Here is a 13,926-nt window from a genome sequence, read left to right as displayed (position 1 = left end):
GGGGACGCGATGCGGCACACCGAGGTACGGCACCGATGACCGATTTCCCGGGCGAAGCTGACGACCGGCGCGGCGCGAACCACCTCGATCCCGGTGCCGGGCCGCCGCACCCGACCCCGGTGGATCCGCACGGCTCGGTCTGTGGCGCATCCGGCCACGTGCCGCCTGGCTCTGCTCCGCCGGTGCCCGGTCCCGCCCCAGCAACGCCCAGCTTCGTCGCGGGCCCGCCCACATCCAGTTCCCCCGGGTACGGGTACGGCCCGGGCTACGGTCCCGGGTCCGGCTATCCGCCGCCCGCAGCCCCGCCCAGCCGGGCCGGCGGGTCCAAGGCCGGGCCGATGGTGGTCGCCGCGGTCGGGCTGGTCACGGTACTCGGCGTCGGAGTCGCGATCGGACTCTCCGTGAGCGGCGGCTCGTCCACCGGGGCCGTGCCCGCGCCGACTCCGGCTTCACCGAGCCTGGTTCCGTCCGCGACCACCGCCCCGCCCTCCGCGGCGCCGGGAAAGTACTCGATGACGGCGATCGCCAATGCCTGCGATCTGCTCGACTCCACGCCGTTGACGAAGTGGTCCTCCACGCCGACCCCGCCGACACACCGGGAAGACCCGCCCAGCGGCGGCTACGGCGGCGGCCTGACGTGCGATCTGAAATACACCAGCACATCCCCCATCGATGGTGTCACCACCGACGAAGCCGGAATCGGCGTCCGCGTCGAGTTCACCTCTGCCGGCGAGCCACCGGGATACGACAGGTGGAACAACGCCGGAGCCGCGCAGCAGGGGTGGAGCACCGGCACGATCCCCGGACTCGGCGCCCGCAACTACTGGCGCGGGATCGCCGTCACGGACCCGGCCCCGGGCGCGAGCTACGTCGTCGGGGTGCAGGACAGCAACGTGTCGGTGGAGGTCCAGGTCGCGGTCCACCGTGCGCGTGGCGAGGGCCCGCTGAAGCTGGACGATCTTTCCGCGATCGCGCAGTCGCAGGCGCGGACAGTGCTGGAGCGGCTCAAGCAGCCGTAAGCGCACGAACGGACGCGGCGGGCAGGACCACGGCGGTTCCTCAACGGGCTGCCCTGAGCAGCGACTCGACCAGCCCGCGGGCCTGCCGCGCGGGCCCGTCGGCGCCGTGTGACTGCACCGACGCGTAAATCCCTTCCATGACAAGGAAGATCTGGTCCGCGAGAACGTCCGACGGGGTCAGTTCGCCGATCCGCGCGCGGACCCACGCCTTGGTCTCGACGGCCAGCGTGTGCGCCTTCGTCGACGCGTCCGGCAGCTCGGCCATCGCCATCAGGAACGGGCAACCCCGGCAGTGTTCGGGCTGCACCTGCTCGATGAGCGCGTCGAACAGTGACAGGATCCGGTCAGCGGGCTCGCCTTCGGCGGTCGCGTCGAGGAACCATTGCTTGTAGAGCCCACTGGCGCGCTCGACGTACGCCGCGACGAGATCGTCCTTCGACGCGAACAGGCGATAGAGGGTCGTCGGCGCGACACCGGCCGCCGCGGCGATGGTGTCGACGCCGGTGCCTTTGATGCTGTGCCAGTAGAAGAGGTCATGCGCCACCGCCAGGATGTGTTCCCGCGTCTCCCTGGCCATGCGCCTCATGATCACGTAGTCTACATGTTAGGGAACGATCCCTAACATTCCGGGGGGAAGCATGATCGTTGTGACCGGGGCGACCGGAAACGTCGGGCGGGAAGTCGTCCGCCTGCTGGCCGGGAGCGGTGCGCGGGTGAGGGCCCTGAGCAGGGACCCGGCCATGGCGACGATGCCGGCCGGGGCCGAGGCTGTGGCCGGGGACCTGACCGACCCGTCGTCGCTGGCCCCGGCATTGGCCGGCGCGGAGGCGTTGTTCCTGCTCAGCGGCTACGCACCAGAGATCTTCGCCGAGGCGGAGAAGGCCGGCGTGCGTCGCGTCGTCCTACTGTCCGGCGGTTCGGCCGAGACCGGCGACCGGTCCAACGCCGTCGCCCGCTACATGATCGACACCGAGGACGCGCTGCGTGCGTCCGGGCTCGCGTGGACCATGGTCCGGCCACGAATGTTCATGACGAACGCGTTCCAGTGGCTGCCGCAGCTCAGGGCCGGTGTGGTGCGGGCACCGTGGCCGGATGTTCCCTCCGCCGTCATCGACCCGGCCGACATTGCCGCTGTGGCCGCGAAAGCGTTGGTCTCGGCGGAACACGAGGGCCGCGAGTACCCGGTGACCGGACCGGAGGCACTGCGTCCGGCGGACCGGGTCCGCATCCTCGGCGAGGTACTCGGCCGCGAGATTCGCTACGAGGCCCAGCCCGACGACGAGGCCCGTGCGGAGATGCTCACCCAGATGCCCGAGCCGTACGTTGACGCATTCTTCAGCTTCTACTCCGAAGGAAAGCTGGACGAGGCGACAGTGTTCCCGTCCGTCGAGCAAGTCACCGGCCGTCCGCCCCGCACCTTCGCGGACTGGGCCCGAGCCAACGTGGAGCGACTCCAGTGAGAAAGCTCGTCATCACGGTCCTGCTGCTGGTCCTGACCGCCGCGCCGGCCGCCGCCCGGCCGCTCGACGTCGGCCGGTACGCGTCGCCGAACCCCGGCTCGGTCAACGTCCTGTGGATCTCCGCACCACGCGGCCTCATCGTGATCGACTCGGGCCGCACCCTGTCCGAGGCCAGCAATGCGCTCAAGGCGATCCGCGCTGCCCGGCGCCCGGTGGCCGCAATCCTGATCACCCACGCCCATCCCGACCACGTCGGCGGACTGGGCGTGCTGCACGAGGCGTTCCCGACCGCGCCGATGTACGCGACGGCCGCGACCGCCGAGGAAATCCGGACCGACTCGAAAGGCTTCTACGAACTGACCCGCGAAATCGAGCACGACAACTACCCGAAGACCATGACGGTGCCGGATCACGTGATCCAGCCGAACCAGCCCCTGTTCGTGGGCGGTCTCCGCCTGGAGACCGCCGAGTTCGGCCCGGGCGAGACCGACGCGGAGACAGTGTTCTACGAGCCGCTGACCCACAAGCTGTTCCCGGGCGACATCGTGTCGAACCACATGACTCCGGCACTGCTGGAGGCCCACACGTGCGGCTGGCTGACCGACCTGGACCGGCTGCGCGACCGCTTTCCCTACGCGGCGACGCTGTACCCGGGACACGGTGCCCCTGGCTCACCGAGCCTGATCGCCCACCAGAAGCGCTATATCAAGGACTTCCGCGCGCTCGTCGCGCCGGCGGTCGCGCCGTCGTCACCCGGTGGCACGACCGTCACGCCGGAGGAGCTGGCCACGGTCAAGGCTCAGGTGGAGGCGAAGTACCCGGACTACCCCAACGTGGCGTCACTGCCAACCCTGATGGACGTCAACATCACCGCAGTGGCTCACGAAATCGCGACTGACGCCCCGTGTTAGTCCGCTGACCCCCGCAGGCGCGGATACCGGCAGCAGCGTGCCGATCGCGATCCGGCCCGCGAACGGGCAGTCCTGGTCGGCCGGGCCCGCCCTCAGAACGGGAAATGGTTGTGCCGGTCGGCGACGGTCACCCAGCGGACGTCGGTGAAGGCGTCGATGCCCCAACGGCCGCCGAAACGGCCGTAGCCGGAGGACTTGACGCCGCCGAAGGGCGCTTGGGCCTCGTCGTCGATGGTCTGGTTGCCGACGTGCACGATGCCGGTGCGCAGGCGGCGGGCCAGGGCGAGACCGCGGCGCGTGTCCTCAGTGATGATGCCGGCGGACAGGCCGTACGGGGTGTCGTTGGCGACGGCCACGGCCTCGTCATCGCTGTCGACGGCGATGACCGTGACCGCGGGGCCGAAGATCTCCTCACGGTAGATGCGCATCTGCGGGGTGACCTTGTCGAGCACGGTGGCGGTGTAACGGGTGCCGTCGGCGGGCCGGCCGCCGGTGCGGACCCGGGCGCCGGCCGCCACGGCCTCGGCGACGAGCTCGGCGACATGGGCGGCGCCGCGGGCGTTGATCAGCGGGCCGACGACCGTGGCGGGGTCGGCCGGGTCGCCGTGCGGCAACGACTCGATCTTGGCGGCCAGCTTGGCGGTGAACTCCTCGACGACGGACCGGTGCACCAGCACCCGGTCGGTGGACATGCAGACCTGGCCGGCATTGTGGAACGAGCCGAACGCCGCCGCGTCCACGGCGTAGTCGATGTCGGCGTCGTCCAGCACGAGCAGGGAGTTCTTGCCGCCGAGCTCCAGCACGGCCGGCTTGAGATGCTGGGCGGCGGTGGCGCCGATGATCCGGCCGACCTCGGTCGACCCGGTGAAGTTGACGACCCGCACGCGGTCGTCGGCGATCAGGGTCTGCGCGACGGCGGCGGCGTCGGCCCGGTCGTTGGTGATCACGTTGAGCACGCCGGCGGGCAGCCCGGCGTCGCGGAAGATGTCGGCCAGGAACAGGCCGCCGCCGATCGGGGCATCCTCGCTGGGCTTGAGCACGGCGGTGTTGCCGACGGCCATCGGCACGGCGACGGCGCGGATGCCGAGGATCAGCGGTGCGTTCCACGGTGCGAAGGCGGCGACCACGCCCATCGGTTCGCGCACCGCGTAGGACAGCTGGCCCGGCGTGTCGGTGGCCAGCACCTCGCCGAGCGGCTGGGTGATCGCGGCGGCGGCCTCGCGCAGCATGTTGGCCGCCAGCACGGCATTGAACCGGGCCCAGGGCGCGGCCCCGCCGACTTCGGCGGCCGTGATCGCCACGGCTTCGTCCACACGGGACTCGAACAGCTCGGCCGCCCGGAGGAAGATCGCCCGCCGGGCCGAGGGTGGTGTGGCCGACCATGCGGGCAGCGCGCGGTCGGCGGCGTCGACCGCGCGGGTCACGTCCTCGGGGCCGGAGGCGGCCACCGTGGCGAAAACCTTGCCGGTGAAGGGATTGACGTCGTCGGTGGTGCGGCCGTCGGCGGCGGGCACATCCTTGCCGTCGATGATCAGGTCGCGGGTGATGGGCATGGTGTTCTCCTCGGAGTTCAGGCGGAGGTCCGCACGGCCCGGCGGGTCAACGCGACCAGCGGCGGTGCCGCGGCCGGCACGAGCAGGTAGATCCACAGGTAGGCGGTCTGGCCGGACAACAGCGCCGGGCCGAGCTGGCGGGCCGGGCTCAGCGAGGCGCCGCTGACGCCGGCCAGCAGGGCGATGGTCAGGCCGACGCCGACCCCGATGACGACCGGAATCCACCTCCGCCGCCCCGGCGTGGCCAGAAACGGCGTGACGACGGTGAAGATCACCAGCAGTGGGATCGCCTCGGCCAACACCAGCCCGACCGCACCGAGGCCCGGCTCCGGCTGCACGGCCGCGTACCCGACCTGCGTCACCGCACTCCCCCACACCAGCCGCGCCAGGCCCGCGCCGGCGACGGAACCGATGAGCTGCGCGGCAATGTACGGCAGCACGGCCACGCCGGGTAAGCCGCCGTTGAGCCAGATGAACAGACTTACACCGGCATGCATGTGCCCGCCCGAGCGGCGGCCGAGCGGGCTGTACATCAGTCCGGCGATCAGGACGGCCACGAGCGCACCCGCCACCGCGAACAGCACCGCCGGCGTGCCGATGGCCAGCGGTGAGCCCGGTCCGCCGAGCCAGCGGACGATAGTCACCACGGTGAAGATCAACGCCGTGGTGAGCACGAGTTCGCGGCCGGCGTTGGCGGCGATCTCACCACGGGTCATCACGGGTCTGCTCATGCGAGGACTCCTCGACTCTGAGGGGTTCGACTTTCCGAGGTCCCGACAGGGTGGTCACGGACGCCGCTCGGGTCAACCGGCGACTGCCACTGAGTGGCGCTTCACCGTTGGCCCACGGCTCGGCGACCGTTAGCTTCGGCTCGTTCCAATTCGAACTTGTCGGAGGAAACCCATGCGTAGTACCGATACCGGCCTGTTGATGGTGCGCCTTGTCGCCGGACTCACCATGGCCGCGCACGGGACGCAGTACCTGTTCGGCTGGTTCGGCGGCGGCGGGTTGTCCGGCGCCGCCGCCTTCTTCGCCCGCAGCGGCTATCGCAGCGCCGACCTCATGGCCGTCGTCGCCGGCCTGTCCGAGACCCTCGGCGGCCTCGGCCTGGCCGCCGGCCTGCTCACGCCGCTGGCCGCCGCCGCGATCGTCGGCACCATGGTCAATGCCATGGCGGTCAAGTGGTCCGGCGGCTTCTTCGCCCCGCGCGGCATCGAGTACGAGCTCCTGATGGCCGTCTCCGCCGCGGCCGTCGCGATCGCCGGCCCGGGCCGCTTCGCCGCCGATCGCTTCGTGCCGGTGCTACGCGCCCATCGCGTCCGGTACGGCGTCGCGGCCGTGGTGCTCGGCATCGTGGTCGCCGTCGTGACGCTGACGTTGTTCCGTTAGAAGGCAAAGACTTCCTCATGGAACTGTGCGCGCGGCACGCCGGCCTCGCGCACTGCTTCACGAACGGCCTCGGCCAGTCGCGGCGAAGCGCACAGGTACACGTCACGGTCCCGCAGATCGGACACGAGGCGGGTCAGGTTGGCGGCGTCCATGCGGTTGGCCGACGCCGAGGAGGGACCGACGAGGTAGTGGACGCGGGCACCGCGGCGGCGGGCGATCTCGTCGAGCTCCGCCCGGAAGACGATGTCCCGCACCGAGGTCGCGCGGTAGATGAGGGTGAGCCGGCCGGGCGCGGCGCCGATCGTCTCGAACAGCGCCCGCATCGGCGTGATCCCGATGCCGCCGGCGATCAGCACCACGCCCGGCCTGGTCCGCCGCTCAGCGGTCATCGCCCCGTACGGGCCTTCGGTGACCACCCGGACGCCGGGCCGGATCCGTTGCAGGCAAGCGCTTCCCGGCCCGAGCTCCTTGACCGTGAGCCGGAGGAACTCGCCGATCGGCGGCGCGGACAGCGAGAACGGATGGGCCGACTGCCAGGTGCGGGCGGTCAGGAACCGCCAGCGGAAGAACTGGCCCGGCCGTGGGGAAAGCTCGCCCAGACGCCGTCCGCGCACCACGATGCTGACCACGCCGTCCGCCTCCCGGCTGACCCGGACGACCCGCATCCGGTGCCGGAAAGCCTGCCACACCGGGCTGATCACGCGGTAGCGCAACACCAGCACGTAAGCGTAGACGTAGAGCAGGCTCAAGGTGATCTGCGCCGCCCGGTTGCCGGCGACGTCGGGCCCGGCCAGTTCGTGGCCGAACGACAGCCCGACCGCCGCGTACACGCTGAGATGAGTCAGATGCCAGCGCTCGTAGGACATCCGCCGCCGCGCCGCCCGGATCGACATGGCCGCGACGAACAGGAACAGCGCGGTGGCCACGGTGGCCGCGATCAACCCGGGCATGCCGAGCACCTCGGCCAGCGCCGGCAGCACGGCGATGCGCCGGACCTGGGCCCAGCCCTGCACGGCCGCGATGGCGTGCATCAGTGCGAGCACAAGGAAAGTGCGCCCGCCGGTGGCGTGCCAGCGGGCGAGACGGTCCGCGCCGACCGCGTTCTCGAGCAGCGGCCACCGCGACATCATCACCAGCATGACCGCCGCGCCGTAGCCGGCGAGCATGCCCGCGTTGTGCGCGATCACGGGAGCCAGGCTCGACGGCGCGGCCAGCGCGGCCAGCGTGCCGGGCGCGGCCAACGCCACCGTCGCCGCCGCCCCCGCACCGATCACCAGCAGAATGCGCGTCGCCCGGTCAGACATGGTTGCCGCCGCGGTGATGCGAATGGTTGTGGCCGTGCAGCTCGCCGGCCGGCTCCGTCGCGACGACGACGGGCGCGGTGACCGGCGACGTGTCCGGCGCGGAGAGCCCGAGATCCAGCGCCACGGCCGTGCCGACCACCAGCAGCGCCGCCGTGGTGACGCCGTACCAGGGTGAAGTCGTTGCCATCGTTACTGTTCCCCACTTAGTTGAATGTTGAACAACAACGACGCTAGCAGCGGAACCCGCCGGGGTCGGGGCTGGCGGCCTGTCGGTTTCCTGGCGGCCGCTGAGCGGCAACGGGGGCGGCAGCGGGCTACTCGGCGAAGCGGGCGATGGTGCGGGCCGCGGTCCGCACCGCGGCGGCGAGGGTGTCGACGCGGGTGGTCGACCGCACGACAATGCCCACGGCACCCAGCAGCAGGCCGTTACCGGCCAGGATCGGCGCGGCCACCGAGGCCGCGCCGATGGTCATCTCCTCGTGCGAGTAGGCGACGCCGTCCTGACGGGCCCGCCGGAGCTCCTCTATCAGCCGCGCCGGCTGTTGGATGGAGTACGCCGTGCGCCGCGTGAGCCCGTCGGCGATGACCTCGTCGACCAGGCTGCGCGGGGAGTGGGCCAGCAGGCACTTGCCGACGGCCGTGGTGTGCAACGGCAGCCGGCCGCCCACCTCGGTCGCGGTCGGCGCCGATTTCGGGCCGAACACCTTCTCCACGCACAGCGCCTCATGTCCTTGTAGGACAACGAGTTGCACGGTTTCGTCGGTCGCCGCGTACAGGTCGGACAGCATCGGCATGGCCGCGTCCCGCAGGCCGCGCTGCCGTGGGGCCAGGATCCCGATGTGCCACAGGCGCATGCCCACGCGGTAGCGGTTGCCGGCCATGCGCTCCAGCGCGCCCCAGTCGACCAGTTGCGCGAGCAGCCGACGGGCGGTGGACAGCGGCAGGTCGGACTGGCGGGCGATCTCGGTCAGGGTGAGCTCGGTCCGGGACAGGTCGAAGCAGGCGAGGATGGCCAGCACGCGTTCGACGACGCTCGCCCCCGGGCTGCTGGTGTTGCCGGCCATCATCACTCCCGTCTGCCGCTGAGTGACGCCCCGCCACTCAGGTTTGCCGACTGTATCGGGAGAACAGCCGAGCGGCTCGCCGCGAACTGCCGCTCAGTGGCAGCCGTGGCTAGGTGGCTGACGCCGTGCAGCAGCACCCGGCGCGCGTCCTCGTCGTAGCGAGGGTCGCCGGCGACGAAGCCCCAGCGGTGGCGGTAGGAGTGCAGCACCACGGCGGCCCAGGCCTCATCGGCGAACTCGGCCTCGTCGAACCGCGCCCGCGATCGACGCCGATCTCGACGCCGATCGCGGCGCTACCGAGCTGGTGACGACGCTAGCCCGAGCGGACGAGGTCGTCACATCCTCGTGGGGAACCGAACCCACGAGACAGGGAGCGGCTCATGACGGGCTTCAGAACCGGATGATGAAGGCCTTGATGCCCCGCATCGGCGTGTCGAATGTCGGCACAGTCCGATACATGACCGTCTGTTCGGGACCGGTGCAGTCCGGGGTGGCGAAGAACTCCAGCGCGTAGACGTCCCCTGTGGACGCGGCGGACCTGGTGGCGTCGAACCCAGGTGCCGAGGGCGTGATGCAGCTGTTGACGCTGTGGATGTCCAGCACGACCTTCGTCCCGGTGTAGTTCGCACCGGACCACACACAGTACCCACTGTCACAGGTCGCGTCTGCTGGGGTCGCGGACGCGGGTGCCACGGATGCGCTGATGCCGGCGCCGATGACTGCGGCCACCGCCAAGGAGGAGAACAACGGACGACTACTCATGACCAATTCCCTTACTCGTGTGACAACTGCGGAAACGACAGCGATGTGATCGGCTCACGCCGCCGTCGCGGCGATGACGAACGCCTCGGCGGCCACGGACACGACCGCACCCTGCACGAACTTCGCCGCCTCGGCGAGAAACCTCCGACGGATGTCCTCGCGATCGGACGGCGTGCGCTGCTGCAGCAGAAACGCGATTCCGCCGGAGCCCCGCGTGAGCCCGTCCCACCAGACCTCCGGCGATGCGATCCGTGCCGTCGTCGGCACGGCGTCGACACGGACATCGGTGAATCCGGCCCGCGTGAGCTCAGTGCCCACACACTCCGGATCGGCCCGCCTGACGGACTCGTCCAACGCCGAGCGGTCCGCCGGGCCCGCGCCGTCCCGGATGAGTTCGACGAGCAGGCCGTTGAACGGCGATCGAGCCGGACGGCTCCAACCGGCGAGAACCACACGTCCGTCCCGGCACAGGACCCGCCGCATCTCGGCCAGACCGCGGTGCAGGTCGGGCAGATGCGGCGTCAGGAAGGCAGCGGCCACGAGTTCGACGGCGCCATCGGCCACCGGCAGCGCCATCGCGTCGGCGACGATGGCGTTGACCGGAATACGACCGGTCTCAGACCGCATCGCCGACATCGACAGGTCCGCCGGCAGGCAGCACCAGCCGAGCCCCGTCAGCATCGCCGACAGCCGGCCGTCCCCGCATCCCAGGTCGAGTGCCCTACCGCCGGCGCCGAGTCCGGCAGCAGCGGCCAACGCCGGCAGGACGGACGCCGTGACGGGACCGAAGAGTCGCCGGTAGTGCTCGGCGCGCTGAGCGGCCACGCGCTCCCGAAACTGCCGGACGCCCAGGCTCGTCTGCTCAGCTGGGCTCACCGTTGAACTCCCGGTTCAGCTCGGCGATCCGCCGCACCGATGCCAGCGCCACCTCGTCCGCGACGCCGAAGTCGATCAGGCATGCCATCTCGTCGACCCCGATCCCGGCGAGCTCGTCGGCTCGGGTCGCGGCGTAGTCGACCGTGCCGAAGACGCCGTGATGGGAGAAGTAGCCCGCAAGCGACCGGTCGACCAGAGCCTCCGCGTCGGCGGGGCTCATCTGTTCGGTCCCCTCTCCCGCGCCGCGCCGAGTCGAGCGCGCATTGAGGTCCAGCGAACTGCGCAGGTAGTTGCGCAGCGGCCCGCGCACCGCCTCCTTGGCGTCCTCCATCGTCCGGTCCAGGTACACGTGGACCATCAGCACGACGTGCCCCGCCCAGCTGTCACCCGACGCTGCCCTGGCCGCTGCCCGGTAAGCGGCGATCTTGTCCGCCAGTTCCGCCAGCGTGTGTCCGACCAGATAGGTCAGCACGCCGACGCCCAGTCGTCCCGCGGCTTGGAAGGTCTCGATCGACCCCGCGCTGGTCAGCCACAGCGGCAACGCCCCGCGCACCGGCGGCGGGAAGGCGCGCACCTCGACCGTACGACCGCCGCCGTCCGTGCGCTTGACCGGAACGCCTGCCCACAGCTGCCTGATCTGCTCGACGGACTCGACCACGAGTTCGCGCCGGCGCTCGAACGCCTCGGGCCGGGTGGCGAAGTCGGTGGCGTGCCAACCGGATGCCAGCGACAGGCCGACCCTGCCGTGCGACAGGTTGTCCACCACCGCCCACCGTTCCACCACCTCGAGCGGGTCGTGCAGCGGCGACACGACGCTGCCGGCCCGGATCTGGATCCGCTCGGTGACGGTCGCCAGCGCCGCGCCGGTGACCGCCGGGTCCGGGTACACGCCGCCGAACCGGTGGAAGTGCCGTTCCGGCGTCCACACGGCGGCCAGTCCGGACCGGTCCGCGAGTTGCGCGCCCTCCAGCAGCAGCCGGTAGCGGGACTCGGCGCCGTCACGGTCGGCGTCGTCGGCGAAGTAGAACAGGCTGAAGTCCATCGCTCATCCCCCGAAATCCAGAGTTCCGGCCCGCCGGTCGGCCACCAGCTTCGCCCGCAGGACCAGCACGGCGGCGGCGAGCCAGCCCATGGCGACCAGCAGCTCGAGTCCCGACTGAGCCGCGACCCACGGGAGCGGCCGCCCGGCCAGGAGACCGCGGAACGCCTCGATTCCGTGCGTCACCGGCAACACCTGCGCCACCGTGGTGATCGGTCCCGGCCAGAACCCGGGAGCGACATTCACCCCGCAGAACGTCATGAGCAGCAGGTAGGAGACGTTCAGGGCGGCCCAGCCGGCACTGGGCCGGCGAATCACCACCACGCCGATGAGCAGGCCGTAGCAGTACACCGACACGAACGTCAGCAGCGCCACCGGGAGCAGCAGCAGCGCCGACGGTCCGGGCACGGGCAGCCGGAACAGCCCCCACACCACGAGAAACACCACGGTCGAGCTGAGCAGTCCCTGGAACGGGGCACTGCCCTGCCTGGCCAGCAGCGCGGCGACGTGGTTGCCGGGAGTCGCCATCATCAGGGCCAACCGCCCGCTGGCGCGCTCCCAGCCGAGCGCGAGCACCGACGTGGCCGATTCGATCACACCGACCGCGAGCGCGTTGCCCACGGCCATGTACCGGACCGTCTCGTCGCCGCCGACGAGCAGGCCGGCGCTGGCGAAGAAGACCACCTGGAACACCAGGCGCAGCGCCCAGCCGCCGAGCCACTCGGCCGCGGTGTGGTTGCTGCGGAAGTCGGCGAAACCGATCAGCAACGCCCGGCGGCCGACCCGGGCGGCCGCGGCGACGGGTGATGTCATGACACCAGGACCCTTCCGCTCCTGCGCACCTTGTGGACGACGAGTTCCGACACCACCGCGCCGATCACGAGCGCGGCGACGCCCAGGCCGACGATCGCGGCCAGTGCCGGCGCCGGATCCACGAGCGGAGCGCCGGACGCCGCCGCCCGCAACAGATCCGAGCTCCACGACAGGTACACGGCTCTGGCGGGCACGCCGAGCCAGCCGGGCAGGTAGACCACCGGAAGGAAAACGCCGCCCAGCACGTAGATCGGGTAGATGAGCGAGTTCTTGAACGACAGCGCCGACTTCCCGAGCACGCACACCACGGCGATCAGCGAGCACGTGCACACCGACGCGAAGGTGGTCGCCAGCAGCGCGGCGGTGAACCACCACGGGTGGCCGACCGCCAGCGCCGAGCGGAAGAACAGCAGGCCGAACAGCAGGGCCTCGACGAAGCCGAGCAGGCTGACCAGGCCGATCGCCGCCGACCGGCCCAGCACCACTCGCACCAACGAGGTCGGTGCGGCGAGCACCGCCTCCAGCACGCCGTCCCAACGGTCGCCGTCGACGATGTCACCGGCGAAGTGCAGTCCGAGCGTCCACATGCCGGCCAGTGCGGGCGCAAGCAGGGCGGCCGAGTCGAGGTCGGCCCGGCCGTTCGACCGCACGATGGAGAAGAAGATCAGCACGTAGAACGGGATCGCGACCAGGACACCGGCATGTCCGAGCTTGGCCCGTAGCAGACCCAACTGGAGCACGAAGGCCGCGCGCAGGGCGTGCATCAGGAGACCTCCAGTCCGCGGTCGCCGATGAGTCGCACGTAGACCTCGTCCAGGCTGGGCCGTCCGGTCCGGATCCCGGTCACGCCCGCGTCGAGCAGCCTGCGGAGCACGACGGCGGTGGTTCCGGCGGCGACGGTGGAGATCCGCGCGCCGCCGTCCGGCCGGGATGTCACCTCCGCCACCCCGTCCAGCAACGCGATCTCGTCCACCACCGCGCCGGGCACCTGGTCGACGTCGACGTACTCGTAGGCGTCGATCCAGCCGGACAGCGTGCGCGGCGACTCGGTCGCGAGCACCGCGCCGTCGGCGATCAGCGTCACCTGGTGGCACAGCTGTTCGGCCTCGGCCATGTCGTGGGTGGTCAGCAGCATCGACCGGCCGTCGGCAAGGAGGTCTCGGACCAGCTCGCGAAAGGCCCTGGCGGCAACCGGATCCATGCCGACGGTCGGCTCGTCGAAGATCAACAGCCGCGAGTCGCCCATCAGCCCGCGGGCCAGGTGCAGGCGCTGCTTCATCCCCCGTGAGTACGTTTCGACGCGGGTGTCCGCCCGATCGGCCAACCCCAGCCGTTCCAACAGCTCGCCCGCCCGCCGCCGGCCCTGCCCGGCGTCGAGGCCGTACAGCGCGGCCCAGTACTCGAGGTTGCGCCGCCCGGTCAGGCTGCCGTACAGGCCGCGGTCGCCGCCCAGCACCAGCCCGATGGACCGCCGCACCGCCATCGGCTCGGTGCTGACGTCGTGGCCGAACACCGTCGCCGTGCCCGAGGTCGGCAGCAGGATGGTGGAGAGGATCTTCACCAGTGTCGTCTTGCCGGCGCCGTTCGGGCCGAGCAGACCATGTACCGTGCCCTGCTCCACAGTCAGGGACACACCGTCGAGGGCGACCACGCGCCGGGTGTCCCGGCGCCTGCCCTTCGCGATGTACTCGCGCCGAAGGTCGACCACCTCGACGGGGGCACCGCTCATCTCATCG

General features: G+C 71.0%; 16 protein-coding genes. 4 read left to right on the top strand and 12 right to left on the bottom strand.

Annotation, left to right across the window (positions count from 1 at the left end):
- The first annotated feature begins 35 nt into the window (after window positions 1-35).
- Complete coding sequence (locus BJ998_RS37705; protein ID WP_184868054.1) at window positions 36-1,019, top strand: hypothetical protein; 984 nt, start codon at window positions 36-38, stop codon at window positions 1,017-1,019.
- A 40-nt stretch (window positions 1,020-1,059) separates the two neighbouring features.
- On the opposite strand, the gene BJ998_RS37700 is transcribed toward BJ998_RS37705, so the two are convergent.
- Window positions 1,060-1,605 (bottom strand): TetR/AcrR family transcriptional regulator, encoded by a 546-nt coding sequence (locus tag BJ998_RS37700; RefSeq protein WP_184868053.1) that lies wholly within the window; start codon window positions 1,603-1,605, stop codon window positions 1,060-1,062.
- 52 nt (window positions 1,606-1,657) lie between these two features.
- Between BJ998_RS37700 and BJ998_RS37695 the strand changes: the two genes are divergently transcribed.
- Window positions 1,658-2,479, top strand: coding sequence for an NAD(P)H-binding protein (locus BJ998_RS37695; protein WP_184868052.1), 822 nt, complete (start codon window positions 1,658-1,660; stop codon window positions 2,477-2,479).
- Window positions 2,476-3,390 (top strand): MBL fold metallo-hydrolase, encoded by a 915-nt coding sequence (locus BJ998_RS37690; protein WP_221338262.1) that lies wholly within the window; start codon window positions 2,476-2,478, stop codon window positions 3,388-3,390. Before BJ998_RS37695 ends, BJ998_RS37690 begins: the two co-directional genes overlap by 4 nt.
- A 92-nt stretch (window positions 3,391-3,482) precedes the next feature.
- On the opposite strand, the gene BJ998_RS37685 is transcribed toward BJ998_RS37690, so the two are convergent.
- The gene (locus tag BJ998_RS37685; protein WP_184868051.1) at window positions 3,483-4,943 is read right to left on the bottom strand and encodes an aldehyde dehydrogenase family protein; all 1,461 of its coding nucleotides are present in this window, start codon (window positions 4,941-4,943) and stop codon (window positions 3,483-3,485) included.
- A gap of 17 nt (window positions 4,944-4,960) precedes the next feature.
- On the bottom strand, window positions 4,961-5,674 hold the full coding sequence (locus BJ998_RS37680) for an aquaporin (protein ID WP_184868050.1): 714 nt from the start codon (window positions 5,672-5,674) through the stop codon (window positions 4,961-4,963).
- Window positions 5,675-5,846: 172 nt separating this feature from the next.
- Here BJ998_RS37680 and BJ998_RS37675 point away from each other — a divergent pair, with 172 nt between their 5' ends.
- Complete coding sequence (locus tag BJ998_RS37675) at window positions 5,847-6,332, top strand: DoxX family protein (RefSeq protein ID WP_184868049.1); 486 nt, start codon at window positions 5,847-5,849, stop codon at window positions 6,330-6,332.
- On the opposite strand, the gene BJ998_RS37670 is transcribed toward BJ998_RS37675, so the two are convergent.
- From BJ998_RS37670 to BJ998_RS37630, 9 genes are all read right to left on the bottom strand, one after another.
- Window positions 6,329-7,636, bottom strand: coding sequence for a ferredoxin reductase family protein (locus tag BJ998_RS37670; protein ID WP_184868048.1), 1,308 nt, complete (start codon window positions 7,634-7,636; stop codon window positions 6,329-6,331). The two genes, BJ998_RS37675 and BJ998_RS37670, sit on opposite strands and share 4 nt — an antisense overlap.
- Window positions 7,629-7,823, bottom strand: coding sequence for a hypothetical protein (locus tag BJ998_RS37665; RefSeq protein ID WP_184868047.1), 195 nt, complete (start codon window positions 7,821-7,823; stop codon window positions 7,629-7,631). Before BJ998_RS37665 ends, BJ998_RS37670 begins: the two co-directional genes overlap by 8 nt.
- A 127-nt stretch (window positions 7,824-7,950) precedes the next feature.
- Window positions 7,951-8,700: an IclR family transcriptional regulator gene (locus BJ998_RS37660; RefSeq protein WP_184868046.1), complete on the bottom strand. Its 750-nt coding sequence runs from the start codon at window positions 8,698-8,700 to the stop codon at window positions 7,951-7,953.
- A 390-nt stretch (window positions 8,701-9,090) separates the two neighbouring features.
- Window positions 9,091-9,462 carry a peptidase inhibitor family I36 protein gene (locus BJ998_RS37655; RefSeq protein WP_184868045.1) on the bottom strand — a complete coding sequence of 124 codons (372 nt, stop codon included), beginning with the start codon at window positions 9,460-9,462 and terminating at the stop codon, window positions 9,091-9,093.
- Window positions 9,463-9,516: 54 nt separating this feature from the next.
- The gene (locus tag BJ998_RS37650; protein ID WP_184868044.1) at window positions 9,517-10,338 is read right to left on the bottom strand and encodes a class I SAM-dependent methyltransferase; all 822 of its coding nucleotides are present in this window, start codon (window positions 10,336-10,338) and stop codon (window positions 9,517-9,519) included.
- Window positions 10,325-11,380 carry a MupA/Atu3671 family FMN-dependent luciferase-like monooxygenase gene (locus BJ998_RS37645; RefSeq protein ID WP_184868043.1) on the bottom strand — a complete coding sequence of 352 codons (1,056 nt, stop codon included), beginning with the start codon at window positions 11,378-11,380 and terminating at the stop codon, window positions 10,325-10,327. The genes BJ998_RS37650 and BJ998_RS37645 overlap by 14 nt, the downstream gene beginning before the upstream one ends.
- A gap of 3 nt (window positions 11,381-11,383) precedes the next feature.
- Window positions 11,384-12,190, bottom strand: coding sequence for an ABC transporter permease (locus tag BJ998_RS37640; protein ID WP_184868042.1), 807 nt, complete (start codon window positions 12,188-12,190; stop codon window positions 11,384-11,386).
- Window positions 12,187-12,954 (bottom strand): ABC transporter permease, encoded by a 768-nt coding sequence (locus BJ998_RS37635; RefSeq protein WP_184868041.1) that lies wholly within the window; start codon window positions 12,952-12,954, stop codon window positions 12,187-12,189. Before BJ998_RS37635 ends, BJ998_RS37640 begins: the two co-directional genes overlap by 4 nt.
- A complete protein-coding gene (locus tag BJ998_RS37630) occupies window positions 12,954-13,919 on the bottom strand; it encodes an ABC transporter ATP-binding protein (RefSeq protein ID WP_184868040.1) in 966 nt (321 codons plus the stop codon). Before BJ998_RS37630 ends, BJ998_RS37635 begins: the two co-directional genes overlap by 1 nt.
- Window positions 13,920-13,926 lie beyond the last annotated feature (7 nt).

Origin of the sequence: Kutzneria kofuensis (assembly GCF_014203355.1) — a bacterium.
GTDB lineage: Bacteria > Actinomycetota > Actinomycetes > Mycobacteriales > Pseudonocardiaceae > Kutzneria > Kutzneria kofuensis.
This window is presented reverse-complemented; position numbering and strand designations above follow the sequence as displayed.

Excerpts from the sequence above, each read along its gene's own strand:
- BJ998_RS37705 (WP_184868054.1), top strand. The coding sequence starts at position 36 with ATGACCGATTTCCCGGGCGAAGCTGACGACCGGCGCGGCGCGAACCAC.
- BJ998_RS37700 (WP_184868053.1), bottom strand. The coding sequence starts at position 1,605 with ATGAGGCGCATGGCCAGGGAGACGCGGGAACACATCCTGGCGGTGGCG.
- BJ998_RS37695 (WP_184868052.1), top strand. The coding sequence starts at position 1,658 with ATGATCGTTGTGACCGGGGCGACCGGAAACGTCGGGCGGGAAGTCGTC.
- BJ998_RS37685 (WP_184868051.1), bottom strand. The coding sequence starts at position 4,943 with ATGCCCATCACCCGCGACCTGATCATCGACGGCAAGGATGTGCCCGCC.
- BJ998_RS37680 (WP_184868050.1), bottom strand. The coding sequence starts at position 5,674 with ATGAGCAGACCCGTGATGACCCGTGGTGAGATCGCCGCCAACGCCGGC.
- BJ998_RS37675 (WP_184868049.1), top strand. The coding sequence starts at position 5,847 with ATGCGTAGTACCGATACCGGCCTGTTGATGGTGCGCCTTGTCGCCGGA.
- BJ998_RS37670 (WP_184868048.1), bottom strand. The coding sequence starts at position 7,636 with ATGTCTGACCGGGCGACGCGCATTCTGCTGGTGATCGGTGCGGGGGCG.
- BJ998_RS37665 (WP_184868047.1), bottom strand. The coding sequence starts at position 7,823 with ATGGCAACGACTTCACCCTGGTACGGCGTCACCACGGCGGCGCTGCTG.
- BJ998_RS37660 (WP_184868046.1), bottom strand. The coding sequence starts at position 8,700 with ATGGCCGGCAACACCAGCAGCCCGGGGGCGAGCGTCGTCGAACGCGTG.
- BJ998_RS37655 (WP_184868045.1), bottom strand. The coding sequence starts at position 9,462 with ATGAGTAGTCGTCCGTTGTTCTCCTCCTTGGCGGTGGCCGCAGTCATC.
- BJ998_RS37645 (WP_184868043.1), bottom strand. The coding sequence starts at position 11,380 with ATGGACTTCAGCCTGTTCTACTTCGCCGACGACGCCGACCGTGACGGC.
- BJ998_RS37640 (WP_184868042.1), bottom strand. The coding sequence starts at position 12,190 with ATGACATCACCCGTCGCCGCGGCCGCCCGGGTCGGCCGCCGGGCGTTG.
- BJ998_RS37635 (WP_184868041.1), bottom strand. The coding sequence starts at position 12,954 with ATGCACGCCCTGCGCGCGGCCTTCGTGCTCCAGTTGGGTCTGCTACGG.
- BJ998_RS37630 (WP_184868040.1), bottom strand. The coding sequence starts at position 13,919 with ATGAGCGGTGCCCCCGTCGAGGTGGTCGACCTTCGGCGCGAGTACATC.